General features: G+C 62.2%; 13 protein-coding genes and 2 pseudogenes. 8 read left to right on the top strand and 7 right to left on the bottom strand.

What is annotated here, in order from left to right; genetic code table 11:
- Positions 1–139 precede the first annotated feature (139 nt).
- The 4 genes from MESS2_RS02340 to MESS2_RS02325 form a co-directional block, all read right to left on the bottom strand.
- Positions 140–1,090: a carbohydrate ABC transporter permease gene (locus tag MESS2_RS02340; protein ID WP_008872451.1), complete on the bottom strand. Its 951-nt coding sequence runs from the start codon at positions 1,088–1,090 to the stop codon at positions 140–142.
- The gene (locus MESS2_RS02335; protein ID WP_040591874.1) at positions 1,087–2,034 is read right to left on the bottom strand and encodes an ABC transporter permease subunit; all 948 of its coding nucleotides are present in this window, start codon (positions 2,032–2,034) and stop codon (positions 1,087–1,089) included. Before MESS2_RS02335 ends, MESS2_RS02340 begins: the two co-directional genes overlap by 4 nt.
- A gap of 107 nt (positions 2,035–2,141) precedes the next feature.
- Positions 2,142–3,473: an ABC transporter substrate-binding protein gene (locus MESS2_RS02330; protein ID WP_008872449.1), complete on the bottom strand. Its 1,332-nt coding sequence runs from the start codon at positions 3,471–3,473 to the stop codon at positions 2,142–2,144.
- Between the two features lie 229 nt (positions 3,474–3,702).
- Positions 3,703–4,392 carry a PIG-L deacetylase family protein gene (locus MESS2_RS02325; RefSeq protein WP_008872448.1) on the bottom strand — a complete coding sequence of 230 codons (690 nt, stop codon included), beginning with the start codon at positions 4,390–4,392 and terminating at the stop codon, positions 3,703–3,705.
- Positions 4,393–4,418: 26 nt separating this feature from the next.
- On the opposite strand from MESS2_RS02325, the gene MESS2_RS02320 reads away from it, so the two are divergent.
- The 5 genes and pseudogenes from MESS2_RS02320 (at position 4,419) to nhaA (ending at position 11,601) form a co-directional block, all read left to right on the top strand.
- Positions 4,419–5,309, top strand: a complete 891-nt coding sequence (locus MESS2_RS02320) for a DMT family transporter (RefSeq protein ID WP_008872447.1) — start codon at positions 4,419–4,421, stop codon at positions 5,307–5,309.
- A gap of 48 nt (positions 5,310–5,357) precedes the next feature.
- Positions 5,358–7,942: pseudogene (hrpB, locus tag MESS2_RS30545) on the top strand (ATP-dependent helicase HrpB).
- Positions 7,943–8,051: 109 nt separating this feature from the next.
- Positions 8,052–9,377, top strand: a complete 1,326-nt coding sequence (locus MESS2_RS02305; RefSeq protein WP_008872446.1) for an ActS/PrrB/RegB family redox-sensitive histidine kinase — start codon at positions 8,052–8,054, stop codon at positions 9,375–9,377.
- A gap of 76 nt (positions 9,378–9,453) precedes the next feature.
- The gene (locus MESS2_RS02300; RefSeq protein WP_008872445.1) at positions 9,454–10,017 is read left to right on the top strand and encodes an ActR/PrrA/RegA family redox response regulator transcription factor; all 564 of its coding nucleotides are present in this window, start codon (positions 9,454–9,456) and stop codon (positions 10,015–10,017) included.
- 393 nt (positions 10,018–10,410) lie between these two features.
- A complete protein-coding gene (gene nhaA, locus MESS2_RS02295; protein WP_008872444.1) occupies positions 10,411–11,601 on the top strand; it encodes a Na+/H+ antiporter NhaA in 1,191 nt (396 codons plus the stop codon).
- A gap of 242 nt (positions 11,602–11,843) precedes the next feature.
- Here nhaA and MESS2_RS02285 read toward each other — a convergent pair whose 3' ends face one another.
- Positions 11,844–12,344 (bottom strand): MmcB family DNA repair protein, encoded by a 501-nt coding sequence (locus MESS2_RS02285; protein WP_040591868.1) that lies wholly within the window; start codon positions 12,342–12,344, stop codon positions 11,844–11,846.
- Positions 12,345–12,517: 173 nt separating this feature from the next.
- On the opposite strand from MESS2_RS02285, the gene MESS2_RS02280 reads away from it, so the two are divergent.
- Complete coding sequence (locus tag MESS2_RS02280) at positions 12,518–14,020, top strand: P-loop ATPase, Sll1717 family (RefSeq protein WP_008872441.1); 1,503 nt, start codon at positions 12,518–12,520, stop codon at positions 14,018–14,020.
- Between the two features lie 43 nt (positions 14,021–14,063).
- Here the strand turns inward: MESS2_RS02280 and MESS2_RS02275 are convergent, their stop codons facing one another.
- Entirely contained in the window at positions 14,064–14,243 is a 180-nt protein-coding gene (locus tag MESS2_RS02275; protein WP_008872440.1) for a hypothetical protein, read from the bottom strand.
- An 11-nt stretch (positions 14,244–14,254) separates the two neighbouring features.
- Between MESS2_RS02275 and MESS2_RS02270 the strand changes: the two genes are divergently transcribed.
- Together MESS2_RS02270 and MESS2_RS34060 are read left to right on the top strand one after the other, a co-directional pair.
- Complete coding sequence (locus MESS2_RS02270) at positions 14,255–14,923, top strand: DUF3800 domain-containing protein (protein WP_157357582.1); 669 nt, start codon at positions 14,255–14,257, stop codon at positions 14,921–14,923.
- Entirely contained in the window at positions 14,814–15,065 is a 252-nt protein-coding gene (locus tag MESS2_RS34060; RefSeq protein ID WP_425277743.1) for a DUF3800 domain-containing protein, read from the top strand. The genes MESS2_RS02270 and MESS2_RS34060 overlap by 110 nt, the downstream gene beginning before the upstream one ends.
- A gap of 246 nt (positions 15,066–15,311) precedes the next feature.
- On the opposite strand, the pseudogene MESS2_RS33195 reads toward MESS2_RS34060, so the two are convergent.
- Positions 15,312–15,435: pseudogene (locus tag MESS2_RS33195) on the bottom strand (IS1595 family transposase); the annotation flags it as partial.

Raw genomic sequence — 15,435 nt, 5'->3', positions numbered from 1 at the left:
GGGCGGCGCGAACGTTCCGATTCAAGGCGGATGTCGGCGCTGCCCCTCATCTGCCTGCCGGCATCTTCTCCCCGTAAACGGGGAGAAGGGGCGCTGCCGCAGCGCCGGCTCCATATCTGATGTCGAGTTGCCAAGCTGGTCATTTGCGCACCGCGCCGAAGGTGATGCCGCGCAGCAATTGCTTGCGCAGCAGGATGGTGAAGACCAGGATCGGCACCAGGAAGATCGTCGTGCCGGCCGCCACCGCCGGCCAGTCCTGACCGCCTTCGCCGATGATGGTCGGGATGAACGGCGGCGCGGTCTGCGCCGTGCCGGAGGTCAGGAGTGCCGCGAAGGCGTATTCGTTCCAGGCGAAGATCAGGCAGAAGATGGCGGTCGCGGCAATGCCGGTGGTCGCCTGCGGCAGAACCGTGCGCCAGAAGGCTTGCAGCCGCGTATAGCCGTCGATCATCGCCGCTTCCTCATATTCGCGCGGGATCTCGTCGATGAAGCCTTTCAAGAGCCAGACGGCGAGTGAGACGTTGACCGCGGTGTAGAGCAGGATCATGCCGAGCGCGGTGTCGGAGAGGCCAAGCTCGCGGTACATCAGGTAGATGGGAATCGCGACCGCGATCGGCGGCATCATGCGCGTCGACAGGATGAAGAACAAAAGGTCGTCGGCTAAAGGTACCTTGAAGCGCGAGAAGCCATAGGCCGAAAGCGTGCCGAGGAACACCGCGCAGAAGGTCGAGCCGAAGGCGATGATCAGCGAATTGACGAAGCGCGGCATGAAGTTGGACGGTCCGGCGATCACCATGTTGCGCTTGCGCACGGTCTCGTCGCAGAAGCCGGTCGCCGGCCCCAGCGAGTTGATGTATTCCGGCGTCTGCCTTGTCCGCGTCGTGAACAGATTGCAGTAGCCCTCGACGCTCGGCTGGAAGACGATCTTCGGCGGATAGGCGATCGAGTCCGGTGGCGTCTTGAAGCTGGTGGCGAAAATCCACAGCAGCGGCACGATCGAGATCAGCGCATAGGCGACGATGATCGTGCCGGCGATGAGCTTCGAGTTTGCCGAAGGCGCGACGACCGAATGGGCTGTGGTCAGGCTCATCTCTGCTTCACCTTGTTCAGCGCCTTGACGTAGATGTTGGCGAGGCCGAACACCGCGACGAACAGGATGATGGCGAAGGCCGAGGAGTAGCCGGTGCGCCAGCTTTCGAAGGCCTGCCGCTTCAGCGTGATCGACGCGACCTCCGTCGTCGAGCCCGGCCCGCCGCCGGTCAACAGATTGACCATGTCGAACATCTTGAAGTTCTCGATGCCGCGAAACAGCACCGCCAGCATGATGAAGGGCAGCGCCATCGGCAGCGTGATCGACCAGAACTGCCGCCAGTTGGAGGCACGGTCGACCTCGGCCGCCTCATAGATGTATTCGGGGATCGAGCGTAAGCCCGCGAGGCAGATCAGCATCACGTAGGGCGTCCACATCCAGGTGTCGACGATGATGATCGACCACGGCGCCAGCGAGACGCTGGACAGCATCTGGATATCCGTTGGCGGAATGCCAGACACGAAGGAGATGGCGTAGGCGAACAGGCCGATCTGCGGCTCGTAGAGGAAGCGCCAGAAATTACCGACCACGGCCGGCGACAGCATCATCGGCACCAGGATGATGGTCGTCCAGAAGGCGTGGCCGCGGAACTTCCGGTCGATCAGCCAGGCGAGGGTAAAACCGATCAGCGTCTGCAGAAGGATGGTCCAGAACACGAAATGCGCCGTCGTCTGCATGGCGATCCAGATGTCCTGGTCGCCGAGGATGCGCTTGTAGTTGGCAAGGCCGACATTCTTCACCACCTCGTTGGGACGGTTGGCCCGGTAGTTGGTGAAGGACAGGTAGATCGCCCAGAACAGCGGGAAGATATTGATGGCGAGCAGCAACAGGATCGTCGGCGAGATGAACAGCCAGGCGAGCCCCTTGTCGCTGATGCCCCGGACCTTGCGGGCCAACGGCTCAGGCGTGGCCCGGGCAACGCTGTCCGCAGTCCGATTGAGCATGGTCAGTCCCGCTTCGGTCACTTTAAGTCGTCTCGATACTGGAATTTATCTGAACTGTGTCCCGTGCCAAGGTGGCACGGGACACGCGCGTCGACTCGGGAGGAGCCTTACATCTTGCCGTCATCCTGGAAGACGCTGGTCCAGTCCTTGACCAGGCCGTCCAGCGCATCCTTGGCCGAACCCTGGCCGGCGACGACATAGTCGTGGAAGCGCTTTTGCGACGCCTGCAGCAACGGCGCGTAGCTCGGCTCGGCCCAGAAGTCCTTCACGATGGCCATCGAGTCGAGGAAAGTCTGCGCATAGGGCTGGCTGGATGGGAAGTTCGGGTCTTTGACCACCGCGTTGAGGCAGGAAAAGCCGCCGAGCGACCACCATTTGGCCTGCACGTCCTTGTTGGCGAACCACTTGATGTATTTGAGGGCCGATTCCTGCTTGTCGGAATAGGACACCACCGAGATGCCCTGGCCGCCGAGCTGGGCGAACTGGCCGCCGTCGGGACCCTTGGGATTGGCGAAATAGCCGATCTTGTCGCCGCCGACATTCTCGTCCTTCTGCAGGCCTGGCCAGGTGAAGGCGAAGTTCATGTGCATCGCCACCTGGCCGGATTTGAAGGCATCGACGCCTTCGCCCATATAGCTGTTCGAGGCGCCGGGCGGGGTGCAGCAATCATAGAGCGCCTTGTAGAATTCCAGGCCCTTCACCGATTTGTCGGAATTGACGAAGCCCTCCATCTCGTAGGGCTTGTCGGGATTCTCGTATTTGAAGCCGAAGCTGTAGAGCACGTCCATGGCGCCCATGGTGATGCCTTCGGAGCCGCGCTCGGTATAGATCGACGCGCCATAGACCGTCTTGCCGTCGATCTCGCGTTTCTGGAAGAACTCGGCGATCTGCTTGAGCTGGTCGAAGGTCGTCGGCGCGGCGAGGTCCCAGCCGTACTTCTCCTTGAATTCCTTCTGCAGTTCCGGCCTGGAGAACCAGTCCTTGCGATAGGTCCAGCCGACGACGTCGCCCATCGCCGGCAGCGCCCAGTAATTCGGCGTGTTCTTCGGCCATTCCGAATAGCCGACGACCGTCGCCGGCACGAAGTCGTCCATGCTGATCTTCTCCTTGTCGAAGAAGTCGTTCAGCTTGACGTAGTGGCCGTTCTCGGCGGAGCCGCCTATCCACTGGCTGTCGCCGATGATCAGGTCGCACAGCTTGCCCTTGGAATTCAGCTCGTTGAGAAAGCGGTCGGCATAGTTGGTCCACGGCACGAATTCGAATTTCATGCCGATGCCGGATTCCTTGGTAAAATCCTTGGACAGTTCCACAAGCGCGTTGGCCGGATCCCAGGCTGCCCAGCAAAGCGTCAGGTCTTCCGCATACGCGACGTTCGAGACGGCTGTCGACGCCAACATCGCCGAGGCCAGACCCAACGTCAGTTTCAAGGTCGATTTCATGCCTTCCTCCCATTTGCGAAACGCGTCCGGATGACGGTTTCAAGAAACCTCGACCCCCCTCCTCAGGGGCCTAAACATGACGGCGCGATCGCGCGGTTGATGTTTAGTAATTTGTTTAGTGGTGCAATTTTTACTAAACAAGGCAAGCGAATTCGTTGCTGCGCCGCAGCATATGTGCGGAACCTTGGTGCCGGCTAAGGAGAATTGGCTGTCAGTGCGTCCAGCCGGCTCAGGTCACCGTCCTGGTGCTCACCGTCACTGGCCGGATCGCAGGCGCCGGCGGCAGCAGGGCGCGAATGTCGGCGAAGGGGTACGTCGGCTCGAAGCGAAACGCCTCGGCGAAGGAACCGGCCCCGCCATTGCACTGGCCGGCGCGAAAGGCGTTCTGCGTGCGCGCCGCTTCAACGAAGCGTCCGGGATCCTGCGACTGATGCGCCAGGATTGCCTTGGCCTTGAGATCGAAATGCCCCGATATATCGACATAGTGCGTCGGCGAAAAACCGGTGCCGCCGAGCGTATCGGCATGCAGGACCGGGACTGCGAAAGACGCCGCGATGCGCACGCCATCCGACAGCGCGCGATGGTCGCCATGGTAGTCGTTCGGCGCATGGGTGATCGCCAGATCCGGCTTCAAATCGCCGACCAGCGCCTTCAGGGCTGCGATCAAGGCGGCGTCGGCGATCAGCGCACCATCCGGGAAGTCGAGAAAGTGCAGCGTGGCGCCAAGCAGGCCCGCCGCGGCCGTCGCTTCCTCGCGGCGGACGCGGGCGAGCGCTGCCGGATCGCCCCTGCCGCCCTTGGCCCCATCCGTGGCTATCGCAAAAATCAATTCTGCGCCTTGCGCGGCATAGGCGGCCATCGTACCGAACATGAAGATCTCGATGTCGTCGGGATGCGCACCCAGCGCCAATATCTTCACTCTTCTCTCCCCGGAAATGGAAGAACGTGACGAACGGAATCCTGCTCGCCCTGATCGCCTACGCAAGCTATTCGTGCAACGACGCCGTTGTCAAAAGCCTGGGCGGGCAGTTCACCGTGTTCGAGATCGGCTTCTTCTCGACGCTGTTTGCCGGCTTTTTCCTGATCTTCACCAGGCCGAACGGCGAGCGCTGGCGCGATTTCTGGCGCACGAAGCGACCCTGGGCGGTGCAGGCCCGCGCCTGGGCGGGCATATTTTCCGGCGTGCTCAGCGTCTATGCCTTCACCACCATCCCGCTGGCCGAGGCCTATGCGCTGATCTTCCTGGCGCCGCTCTGCGTCACCATCCTCTCCACGGTCATCCTCAAGGAGAAGGTCGGCCCCTGGCGCTGGCTGGCGGTGGTCGCCGGCTTTGCCGGCGTCATGCTGGTGGTCAGGCCCGGCTTTCGCGAACTGCATCTCGGCCACCTCGCCGCCTTCTGCGTCGCTTTCCTTGCCGCCGCCAGCGTCATCCTGATGCGCTCGCTTGCCCAGCAGGAGAAGCGCACGACCATACTCGGCGTGCTGATCGGCTACGGCCTGGTCTTCAATGGCATCGGCGCCGCGGCCACCTCGTTCACGCTGCCGGACGCCAGGCAATTGTTATGGTTTGTCATATCGGGCGCCTTCACCTCCTGCGGACAACTGCTTCAACTGCTCGCGGTCAAATACGCCCCCGCCAACCGCATCGCGCCGACGCATTATTCGCAGATCGTCTGGGCGGTGATCCTCGGCGCGCTGTTCTTCCAGGAGTATCCGGACACGCTGTCGCTGGTCGGCCTCGCCGTCGTCGGCGCTTCCGGGCTGCTGACCATGGTGCGCGAGGAGGTGCGGCTGGGTACGGTGCGCTGGAATCCGTTCACGCGCACGAGGCTGTAAGTTACACTCCGGTTGCGCGCCGGCCACGGCCGCTGATATGCGGGCGCGATGAAGATGAGACCCTTGCCGGAACTTCCGGTGTCCGTCGTGCTGCCGGCGCTCGGCGAAGCGCTGGCAATGCGCAACAACGCGGTGCTGGTGGCGCCGCCCGGCGCCGGCAAGACGACGCTGGTGCCGCTGGCGCTGCTCCACGCGCCATGGCTCGGCACGGGTAAGATCGTCCTGCTTGAGCCGCGCCGGCTCGCCGCCCGCGCCGCCGCCCGCCGCATGGCCGAGCTTATCGGCGAGGAACCCGGCGGCACGGTCGGCTACGCCATGCGCATGGAAAACCGCACTTCGGCCCGGACAAAAATCCTCGTCGTCACCGAAGGCGTCTTGTCACGCATGATCCTCGACGATCCGGAATTGCCTGATGTCTCGGCCGTCTTGTTCGACGAATTCCACGAGCGCGCGCTCGACGGCGATTTCGGCCTGGCGCTGGCGCTCGACGTGCAGGGCGCGCTGCGGCCAGATCTGCGGTTGCTGGTGATGTCGGCGACGCTCGACGGCGCGCGTGTCGCCAGGCTGATGTCTGGTGCGCCGGTGATCGAAAGCGAGGGCCGCGCCTTCCCGGTCGATGTCCGCTACGACGAGCGGCCGTCGGGCATTGCCGTAGAGGACGCCATGGCCAAGGCGATCCGTTCAGCGCTTGCCGAGGAAAGCGGCAGCGTGCTCGCCTTCCTGCCCGGCCAGCGCGAGATCGAACGCACCGCCGAGCGACTGGCGGGCAGGGTCGGCGCCGACACCGATATCGTGCCGCTCTATGGCATGCTCGACAACAAGGCGCAGGATGCCGCGATCAAGCCGGCGCCACCCGGCCGCCGCAAGGTGGTGCTGGCGACGTCGATCGCCGAGACCTCGATCACCATCGACGGCGTGCGCGTCGTCATCGATTCCGGCCTGTCGCGTCTGCCGCGCTACGAGCCGGCCAGCGGCCTGACGCGGCTGGAGACGGTGCGTGTTTCACGTGCATCGGCCGATCAGCGCGCCGGCCGCGCCGGCCGCACGCAAGCTGGCATCGCCATCCGGCTGTGGCGGGCCGAGCAGACATCGGCACTGCCCGCCTTCACCCCGCCGGAAATCCTCGAGGCCGACCTTTCCGGCCTGCTGCTCGATTGCGCCGCCTTCGGCGTCGTCGATCCGGCGAGCCTCTCCTTCCTCGATCCGCCGCCGGCCCCGGCGCTCAACGAGGCAAGGATACTGCTTCGCGCGCTGGGCGCCATCGACGAAGTCGGGCGCTTGACGGACGCCGGGAAGGCGATGCGCAAGCTGGCGCTGCCGGTGCGATTGGCTCACATGGTCGCCGAAGCCGCCAGGGCCGGGCAGGCTTTCGAAGCGGCCATGCTGGCTGTGCTGCTCACCGAGCGTGGTCTGGGCGGCGATGGCGCCGACCTCGAACGGCGGTTGATGCGATTTCGGACCGAAAGATCGCCGCGCGCCACATCGGCCCGGCAGCTTGCTGAACGGCTGGCGAAACAGGCCTCCTTCTCCTCACCCTCCCCCTTGTGGGAAGGGTCGATCCGAGCAGCGGAGCGGGGTGGGGTAGGTCGAGCGCGGCACCCCCACCCCGTCTCCCTCGCCTTGCTGCGCAAGGCTCGCTCGCCGACCCTCCACACAAGGGGGAGGGTGGAAGCGCCGGCGCGCTCCTCATCCACGCCTGGCCGGACCGCGTCGCAAGGGCGCGCGGCGAGCGCGGCCGGTTTGTGCTGGCCAACGGCTCCGGCGCCATGCTCGACGCCGCCGATCCGCTGGCCGGCGAGGCCTGGCTGGTCGTCGCCGATCTGCACGGCAAGGCGCAGAACGCCCGCATCACTGCGGCAGCTGCGGTCGATGAGGCCGACATCCGCGCAGCACTGGCCGACCGGATCGAGACCCGCCGGGAAACCAGCTTCGACCGCGACAGGCGTGCCGTGCGCATGCGCGAAACCGTTCGCCTCGGCGCCATCACGCTCTCCGAACGAATGCTGCCCGCGCCATCGGGCACTGACGCGGATCGCGCCATCCTCGATGCCTTGCGCGAATACGGGCTGTCGCTTTTGCCATGGAACAAGGAGGCGGAAACGCTGCGCCAGCGGCTTGGCTGGCTGCATCGCGGTCTTGGCGCGCCCTGGCCAGGCATGTCCGATGCCGCACTTCTCGAACGCCTCGATGACTGGTTGCTGCCGTTTCTTTCGGGCGCTGCGTCCTTCGCCGCCATCGATCCGGGCGCTCTTTCGGCCGGCCTCATGGCCCTGGTGCCGCACGACCTCCAACGCAAGGTCGAGGCGCTGGCGCCGACCCATTTCGACGCGCCGTCGGGCAGCCATGTGCCGATCCGCTATGACGGGGAGTGGCCGGTGCTGGCGATCCGCGTGCAGGAGCTTTTCGGTCTCGACCGGCATCCGGCAATCGCCAACGGCACTGTGCCGCTGACGCTCGAACTTCTGTCGCCGGCGCACCGGCCGATCCAGACGACGCGCGACCTGCCCGGCTTCTGGCGCGGCTCCTGGGCCGATGTTCGCACCGACATGCGCGGCCGCTACCCACGGCATGTCTGGCCGGAGAACCCGCTTCTCGCCACCGCCACCAGCCGCGCCAAGCCGCGCGGGACGTGATGTCGGACCATGATCTTGAAGCCGTTTTTCGGAAAGGATCATGGTCAAACAAAAGATCGAACATCATGGACCATCGCACCGTTCCCTTTCCCGGCTATAATCCCCGGCCATGATCAACATCCTGCACGCGCCCGACTTCCAGCAAAGCCAGCGGCTGCGCCTCAACACGCTGATCAGGCTGCGCTGGCTGGCCATCGTCGGCCAGAGCCTGACGGTGCTCGTCGTCGCCTATGGGCTGAAGTTCCCGTTGCCGGTCAGCCTCTGCTTCGCGCTGATCGCCTGTTCGGCCTGGATGAACCTGCTGCTGACCTTCCGCTATCCGGCGGCGCATCGCCTGACCCCGCTGTCGGCCTTCGCCATCCTGACCTTCGACAGCTTGCAGCTTGCCGGCCTGCTCTATATGACCGGCGGCCTGACCAATCCCTTTTCGGTGCTGATGACCGTGCCCGTGGTCATTTCGGCGGCGTCGCTGCCGCTGCGGCTGACCGCCGTCCTCGGCGCGCTGGTGATGGTGGCGGCGAGCCTGCTGGTCTTCTTCCATCTGCCGCTGCCCTGGCACGAGGGCGCGCCGCTGGAGATGCCGTTCATCTATGTCGCCGGCATGTGGATGGCGGTGTTTTCCTCGATCGCCTTCACCGCCATCTATGCCTTCCGGGTGGCCGAGGAAGCGCGCCTGCTCGCCAACGCGCTTGCCGCCACCGAACTGGTGCTGCAGCGCGAGCAGCACCTGTCGGCGCTCGACGGCCTCGCAGCCGCCGCCGCACATGAACTCGGCACGCCGCTCGCCACCATCGCGCTGGTCTCCAAGGAGATGGAAAAGGCGCTCGGCGAAGATCCGAAGTACCGCGAGGACGTCACGCTGCTGCGTTCGCAGAGCGAGCGCTGCCGCGAAATCCTGAAGCGGCTCACCAGCCTGTCCTCCGAAGGCGAGGCGCATCTCTCCCGCCTGCCGCTGACCTCGCTGGTCGAGGAAGTGACGGCCCCGCATCGCGATTTCGGCATTTCGATCAAGCTTCGGCCCGGCGAGCGCATCGGCCCCGAGCCGGTCGGGCGGCGCAATCCCGGCGTCATCTACGGCCTCGGCAATCTGGTCGAGAACGCCGTCGATTTCGCCCGCAAGAGCGTCACCATACGCTGGAGCTGGGACGAGGCCGCGGTCACCTTCTCGATCATCGACGACGGGCCTGGTTTCCCGCCTGAAATCATCGACCGCATAGGCGAGCCCTATGTGTCGACGCGCCAGGGCACCGAAGCCGGCGGCGGCCTGGGTCTCGGCCTGTTCATCGCCAAGACCTTGCTGGAGCGCTCGGGCGCCACGCTCGATTTCCGCAACTCGAGCGGGCTGGGCGAGGGCGCCATCGTGCAGATAGCCTGGCCGCGCAGCGTCTTCCTCCATCCCGAGCAGGCTCCGGCCACCATGTTCGACACGGCCTGACAGGCGCTAAAAATTGGACAATGGCGCTCCAAAACTATATCTGCGTAAAAATCAGGCAGCAGGAATTCCCGAGACGATGAGTGGCGACGAAACGATTGGCGCAATGGTTGAAGGCGAGGACACCTCGCTGTTGATCGTCGACGACGACAAGCCGTTCCTGACGCGCCTTGCCCGTGCCATGGAAACCAGGGGCTTCCTGGTCGAGACGGCCGAGAGCGTCGAGGAGGCGGTGGCCAAGGCGCGCGCCAATCCGCCCGCCTATGCGGTGGTCGACATGCGGCTTTCCGACGGCAACGGCCTCGATGTCGTCGCCGCCATCCGCGAGAAGCGCGACGACGCCCGCACCATCATCCTGACCGGGTACGGCAACATCGCCACGGCGGTGACGGCGGTGAAGCTGGGCGCCGTCGATTATCTGTCGAAGCCGGCCGATGCCGACGACGTTTTTGCCGCCCTCACCCGCACGGCGGGCGAACGCGCCGCGCCGCCGGAAAATCCGATGTCGGCCGACCGCGTGCGCTGGGAACACATCCAGCGCGTCTACGAAATGTGCGACCGCAACGTCTCCGAGACCGCGCGCCGGCTCAACATGCATCGCCGCACGCTGCAGCGGATACTGGCCAAGCGCGCCCCACGCTGAGATCGCCAAACGCGGGGCCATCGCTTCGGAGTTTCCAGCTCGCAGCGGAAGCCACCAATTGTCGAAGTCAGCGCCGCCCCTCATCGCCCTGCCGGGCACTTCTCCCGTATAGTGACGGGGAGAAGGGGCTGGCCGCAATTTCGGCGCCCTTCTTGCAACGCTTGTGATTGGCGAAACCGTCGACGAGAGCGCTCCTCTCCCCGTCAGTATACGGGGAGAGGGTGCCGGCAGGCAGATGAGGGGCGGCGCCAGCGCTCGGAGATAGGTGATGGGGCGAATTCGAAACCTGAAGCAATTGCCTTGGCTAAACACGACACGCTGCTTGCCTCATTGCAGGGGTTTGCGCATCATCCCGCGAAGTGATTCCGTCCGACCGGGAACATGAGAGGCGATATGCAGGACCAGAAACAACGGCCGGTCTCCATTTTCCGCGAATTCCTCGACAGCGAGGCGGCCGGCGGCATCATCCTGATGGCGGCCGCGGCCCTTGCCCTGATCGTCGCCAATTCGCCGCTGGCTGAAACCTATTTCTCCGCCCTTCACGCCTATCTCGGGCCGCTCAGCGTCTCGCACTGGATCAATGACGGCCTGATGGCGGTGTTCTTTCTGCTGGTCGGCCTGGAGATCAAGCGCGAGATGCTGGATGGCCAACTCTCGACCTGGCCCAGGCGCGTCCTGCCCGGCGTCGCCGCCGCCGGCGGCATGGTGATACCGGCACTGGTCTATGTCGCCATCAACCGAGGCAATTCAGTCGCTCTGTCCGGCTGGGCGATCCCGACCGCCACCGACATCGCCTTTGCGCTTGGCGTGCTGTCGCTGCTTGGCAACCGCGTGCCGGCCTCGCTGAAGATCTTCCTCACCGCGCTCGCCATCATCGACGATCTCGGCGCCATCATCATCATCGCGATCTTCTACACCAGCGGCCTGTCATCAGCCTATCTGGGCGCGGCCTTCGCGGTCATTGCCGTGCTCATCGTGCTCAACCGCATGCGGGTGATGAACCTGCTGCCCTATCTGGTGCTCGGCGTCATCCTGTGGGTGCTGGTGCTGAAATCGGGCGTGCACGCCACGCTGGCCGGCGTCGCACTGGCGCTGACCATCCCGCTTGAACGCTCCGCCGGCCTCAGCCGCGATGTCGACCATTCGCCGCTGCATCGTCTCGAACACGGCCTGAGCAGAATCGTGCCGTTCGTCGTCATCCCGATCTTCGGCTTCGCCAATGCCGGCGTCTCGCTCGCCGGTCTCAGCCCCGCCGCTTTGGTCGAACCGCTAACGCTGGGCGTCGCCGCCGGCCTCGTCGCCGGCAAGCTGGTCGGCGTGTTCGGCTTTTCCGCGCTCGCCATCCGCCTCGGCTTCGCCGACCTGCCGGTCAATGCAGGCTGGCTGCACATGATCGGCATCTCGCTGCTCTGCGGCATCGGCTTCACCATGAGCCTGTTCATCGGCCTGCTCGCCTTCGCCAACGATGTGGCGTTGCAGGACGCGGTCAAGGTCGGCATCCTCGCCGGATCCTTCATCGCCGCGCTGCTCGGCGCCGCGGTCTTGCTAATGGCGCCGGCGGTGGCCGACGAGGGCGAGGAGTAAGACGACAAACGTCGCGCCGCCCCTCATCTGCCTGCCGGCATCTTCTCCCCGTATAGTGACGGGGAGAAGGACGCTCTCATCGCCGATTTCGCTAACCATCAGCGTTGCAGAAGTAGCGCCAACGTTGCGGGCAGCCCCCTTCTCCCCGTTTACGGGGAGAAGATGCCGGCAGCAGATGAGGTGCGGCGCAAGGGGTCCAAGGACTAAGCGAAGCATGAACGCGACCGCAGCGATCCAAACCCCTACTCGCTCTCGCCATCCAGCGCCGGCACCGACACGCCCGCCAGCTCCGCCGCCAAGAGCCGCGAGGCGCCGGCGCGCGCGATCCTCAGCATCAGCGCCTTGCGCGTTGCCGCCGCCATGCGGTGCTCCGGTGCATCGCGCAGGATCTCGGCGCCGTAGCCGTCGGAGAGGATGAAGCCGCACTCCTCGGGAAAGATCTCCGAGGGCACGCCGGGATGGGTGGCAAAGAAGAAGCGGTCGCAATGCAGCCGGTAGTCAGGCCATTTGCGGTCGACCCGAAAATCCTCGATCGAGGACTTGATCTCGATGATCCAGATGTCACCCTGACGGGTCAGCGCAACGAGGTCGGCGCGCCGCCCGGTCGCGAGCGAGATTTCGGGCAACACATGCGCGCCCATTTCCATCAAAAGCCGCTGCACGCCGCGCCGCACCAGCATGGCGCGCTCCGACTGGCGGCCGTCGATCAGGGGATTGAGGAGGATAGGAGAGATGATAGGCATGGCGGGCACCATGCCAGATTTTGTTCACGGTTTGAACCCCCTGGGGGCGGGGGATTGTATCGTTGACAAACCAAGGGCAAGATAGGAATATGATCCTCGACAGGCCGGCCTTACCCATAGCGGCGATTCGGTATAGGAAGCGGCAGCGTTCAGTTTATGAGAATCGGGCTGCTATGAAACGGGTTGAGCTTCTCAAGCAGATGTCATTCGGCGAACAAGTTGCCGAGGACGAGGTAAATGAACTTGCCAGCTACTTCGTTGAAACCAACCAGTGGGACAAGATCGTAGCCGGGCAGATCGATATGGTCCGGGGCGAAAAAGGCGGAGGCAAGAGCGCGATCTACGCTCTCTTGATGAGCAAGGCCGATGAGTTTTTTGATAAAGGGATATTGCTGGTTCCAGCCGAGGCGAGCAGAGGGCAGACAGTCTTCAAAGATTTGGCAGATGACCCGCCGACCTCAGAGACCGAATTTGTTGCCCTTTGGAAGCTTTACATTCTGACGCTGGTTGCCCAACAGCTTCGCGAATACGAGGTCAAGCATCCCAGGATTAATGAGATTTACGATCCCCTGACGGAGGCTGGGCTTCTTCAGCCCCAATTCTCTCTGCGCGGTCTACTTCGCGTTGCCCATGATCTTGCCAAGCGCCTTGTGAAATTGGATGCGGTTCAAGGCGATTTTACGATTGACCCGAATACAGGCGCGCACACTTACTCCGGAAAGATCGTACTTCGGGAGCCGACGAGAGAACAAAAGTTGAAGGGGTACATAACGGTTGATCGCCTCATCGAAATCGTTGACGCAATTTTAGAAGGTTGCAGACTTCGCGTCTGGATACTTCTAGATCGGTTGGACGTAGCTTTTGTCGAAAATCATCAGTTGGAAGAAAACGCGCTTCGCGCGCTGGTCCGCGCATACGGAGACATCAAAGCGAGCAATCAAATCTCTCTCAAGATTTTCCTCCGAGAAGATATTTGGAAAAGGATCACCGAGAGAGGAATGCGTGAGGCAAGCCATCTGACTAAGTATGTGGTTCTGGATTGGACGCAGCCGACACTTCTCAACTTGGTTGTGAGAAGAATTTTGAACAATCAAGTTCTGCTGAAAGAATTCAATCTGGACAAGGACCAGATATTGAAAGACGCCACTCTGCAAGAGGAGCTTTTCTATCGATTTTTCCCAGCGCAGGTTGAGCAGGGAACGCAGAAATCGCCGACATTCAACTGGCTGGTAAGACGGTGCGCCGATGGTTCAAAACGGACAGCGCCGCGCGAACTGATACACCTCCTTCGAAGCATACTGGACGAGGAGATAAAGCAGCTAGAGCGTGGCCGTCCAGCGCCTGATGGAGACCAACTATTTGATAGGAGCGTCTTCAAGGCGGCTTTGCCGATAGTGTCGGGCGCCAGACTGCACACGTATCTCTATGCGGAGTATCCTAATGAAAGGGAGTTCGTCGCTAAGCTGGAGGGGCAAAAGACAGAACAAACACCGGAAAGCCTTGCTGAACTGTGGGGCATGGATCGCGCTAATGCTGTAGGCAAAGCGAACCGGTTGGTAGACCTTGGTGTTTTCGAGGAGCGCGGGACTAGAGAGCAGCCCACATATTGGGTTCCATTCCTTTACCGGGATGCCTTGAAGTTGGTGCAGGGCCGCGCCGAAGCGGACGAGGAATAATGAGTTACTTGGCCTTAGCCTTTCCATCCTTCGATGGTGGCGCCTAGACCACTTTCTTCAATATGCGGTCAAAGTTCTCCTCGGACTCGTCGGTTTCCAGTTCGCGCGCCTTGTCTACAAACTTCTGATACTGCCTGTCCTTAGCCGACTGGTCGGGTTTCGGTTCGCGGGCGGCTTTCTTGAATTTGTCAACCTGTGTATTCTCAGCCTGCTTAATGGTCATTGAGTTTCACCATGGATTTGCTGTCGGGCGGGATTGATCTCTTTTACATTGATGAATCGGCAAGGCATCCTCTTTACGCGGCTACGGCCGTAACAGTTCCATTCTTGCGACGTAGCGGGTTTCTGGGGCCGTGGCGTTTCGTTTGGCCAGACTATCAAAAAAAGGTCGAGGATTGGAGACGCCAATTATCGAAGAAGCACGGCATCCGTTTTCGCGAAGAATTGCATGCGTATCAGCTTATCAAGGGGCAGGGACAACTCAAAAGAAATTGGCGTAACCTTTTGCCAAACGAGGCTGTAGACCTCTACAAGGATGCATTGGCAACGGCCGATTTCTTGCCAGATGCATCTATCATTACCGCCTACTCAACAGATGCCTCCCAATTCGCTGGAGAGACCGGCATCGGCGTTTGCATGCTGACCCTTTTCCAGAGGATGCGGTCTCAGTGCCAAGCCAGACGGACCAACGGCTTGGTCTTTTTTGACGAGGGCAACAAGAGCTATATTACCGCCTTTCGGATGGCTCAAAAGTACCTCCCGACAGGATCATCGCAAGGAGGTTGGGGAAGCAATGCCACCAAGAAATATGCCCCTAAGCATGTTCCCGAAGGATGCAAACTTCAAGCACTCCGATATGTCCTATTTCATCCAATTGGCCGACTTAATTGTCTATGCAGCTAGCATGAAAATCCGAAGCGAGCGCGGCACTTTAGCAGCAAAACGCGTTGGTCGCGGACATCATCAGATCTACGATTCACTTCCGAAATCCGTCATAAATTTGAAGGCTACAAGAAAGCGCAATGATGGGATCGCTTCCATATAAAAGGCCGCCCCTGGAACCCTCCGAGGGCGGCCCTTATTAGTCCCACGCACTCCATGTCACACGCAGATCGACGGCGCTGCGGGCACTTATTAAAATAGCAAGTGTCGTCACGGATTAGTATCCCTGTGAATAAATAAAAATCTTGGGACCGTTAGGACTCAACGTTTGTATCGCTTCCGAAACGGCTCACCCTTCCACAGGGGCAGCTTAAGCTGGACGGGTTTTCGGTAATGATCTTTCTTAGCGTCAAGCAGGTTGACGATACGTGAGGCGCTTACCGGCAGCACCCTTCAAGGCGATGAGCGACCGAACGTTGTCCTCAATGCCCATGGCCGAACGGTTCGAATAGCGGAAATCGAACTCTGCTAGT

The sequence above is a fragment of the Mesorhizobium metallidurans STM 2683 genome (assembly GCF_000350085.1).
GTDB lineage: Bacteria > Pseudomonadota > Alphaproteobacteria > Rhizobiales > Rhizobiaceae > Mesorhizobium > Mesorhizobium metallidurans.
Note: the sequence above shows the minus strand (reverse complement) of the source record. Positions and strands in the feature narration are given on the sequence as shown.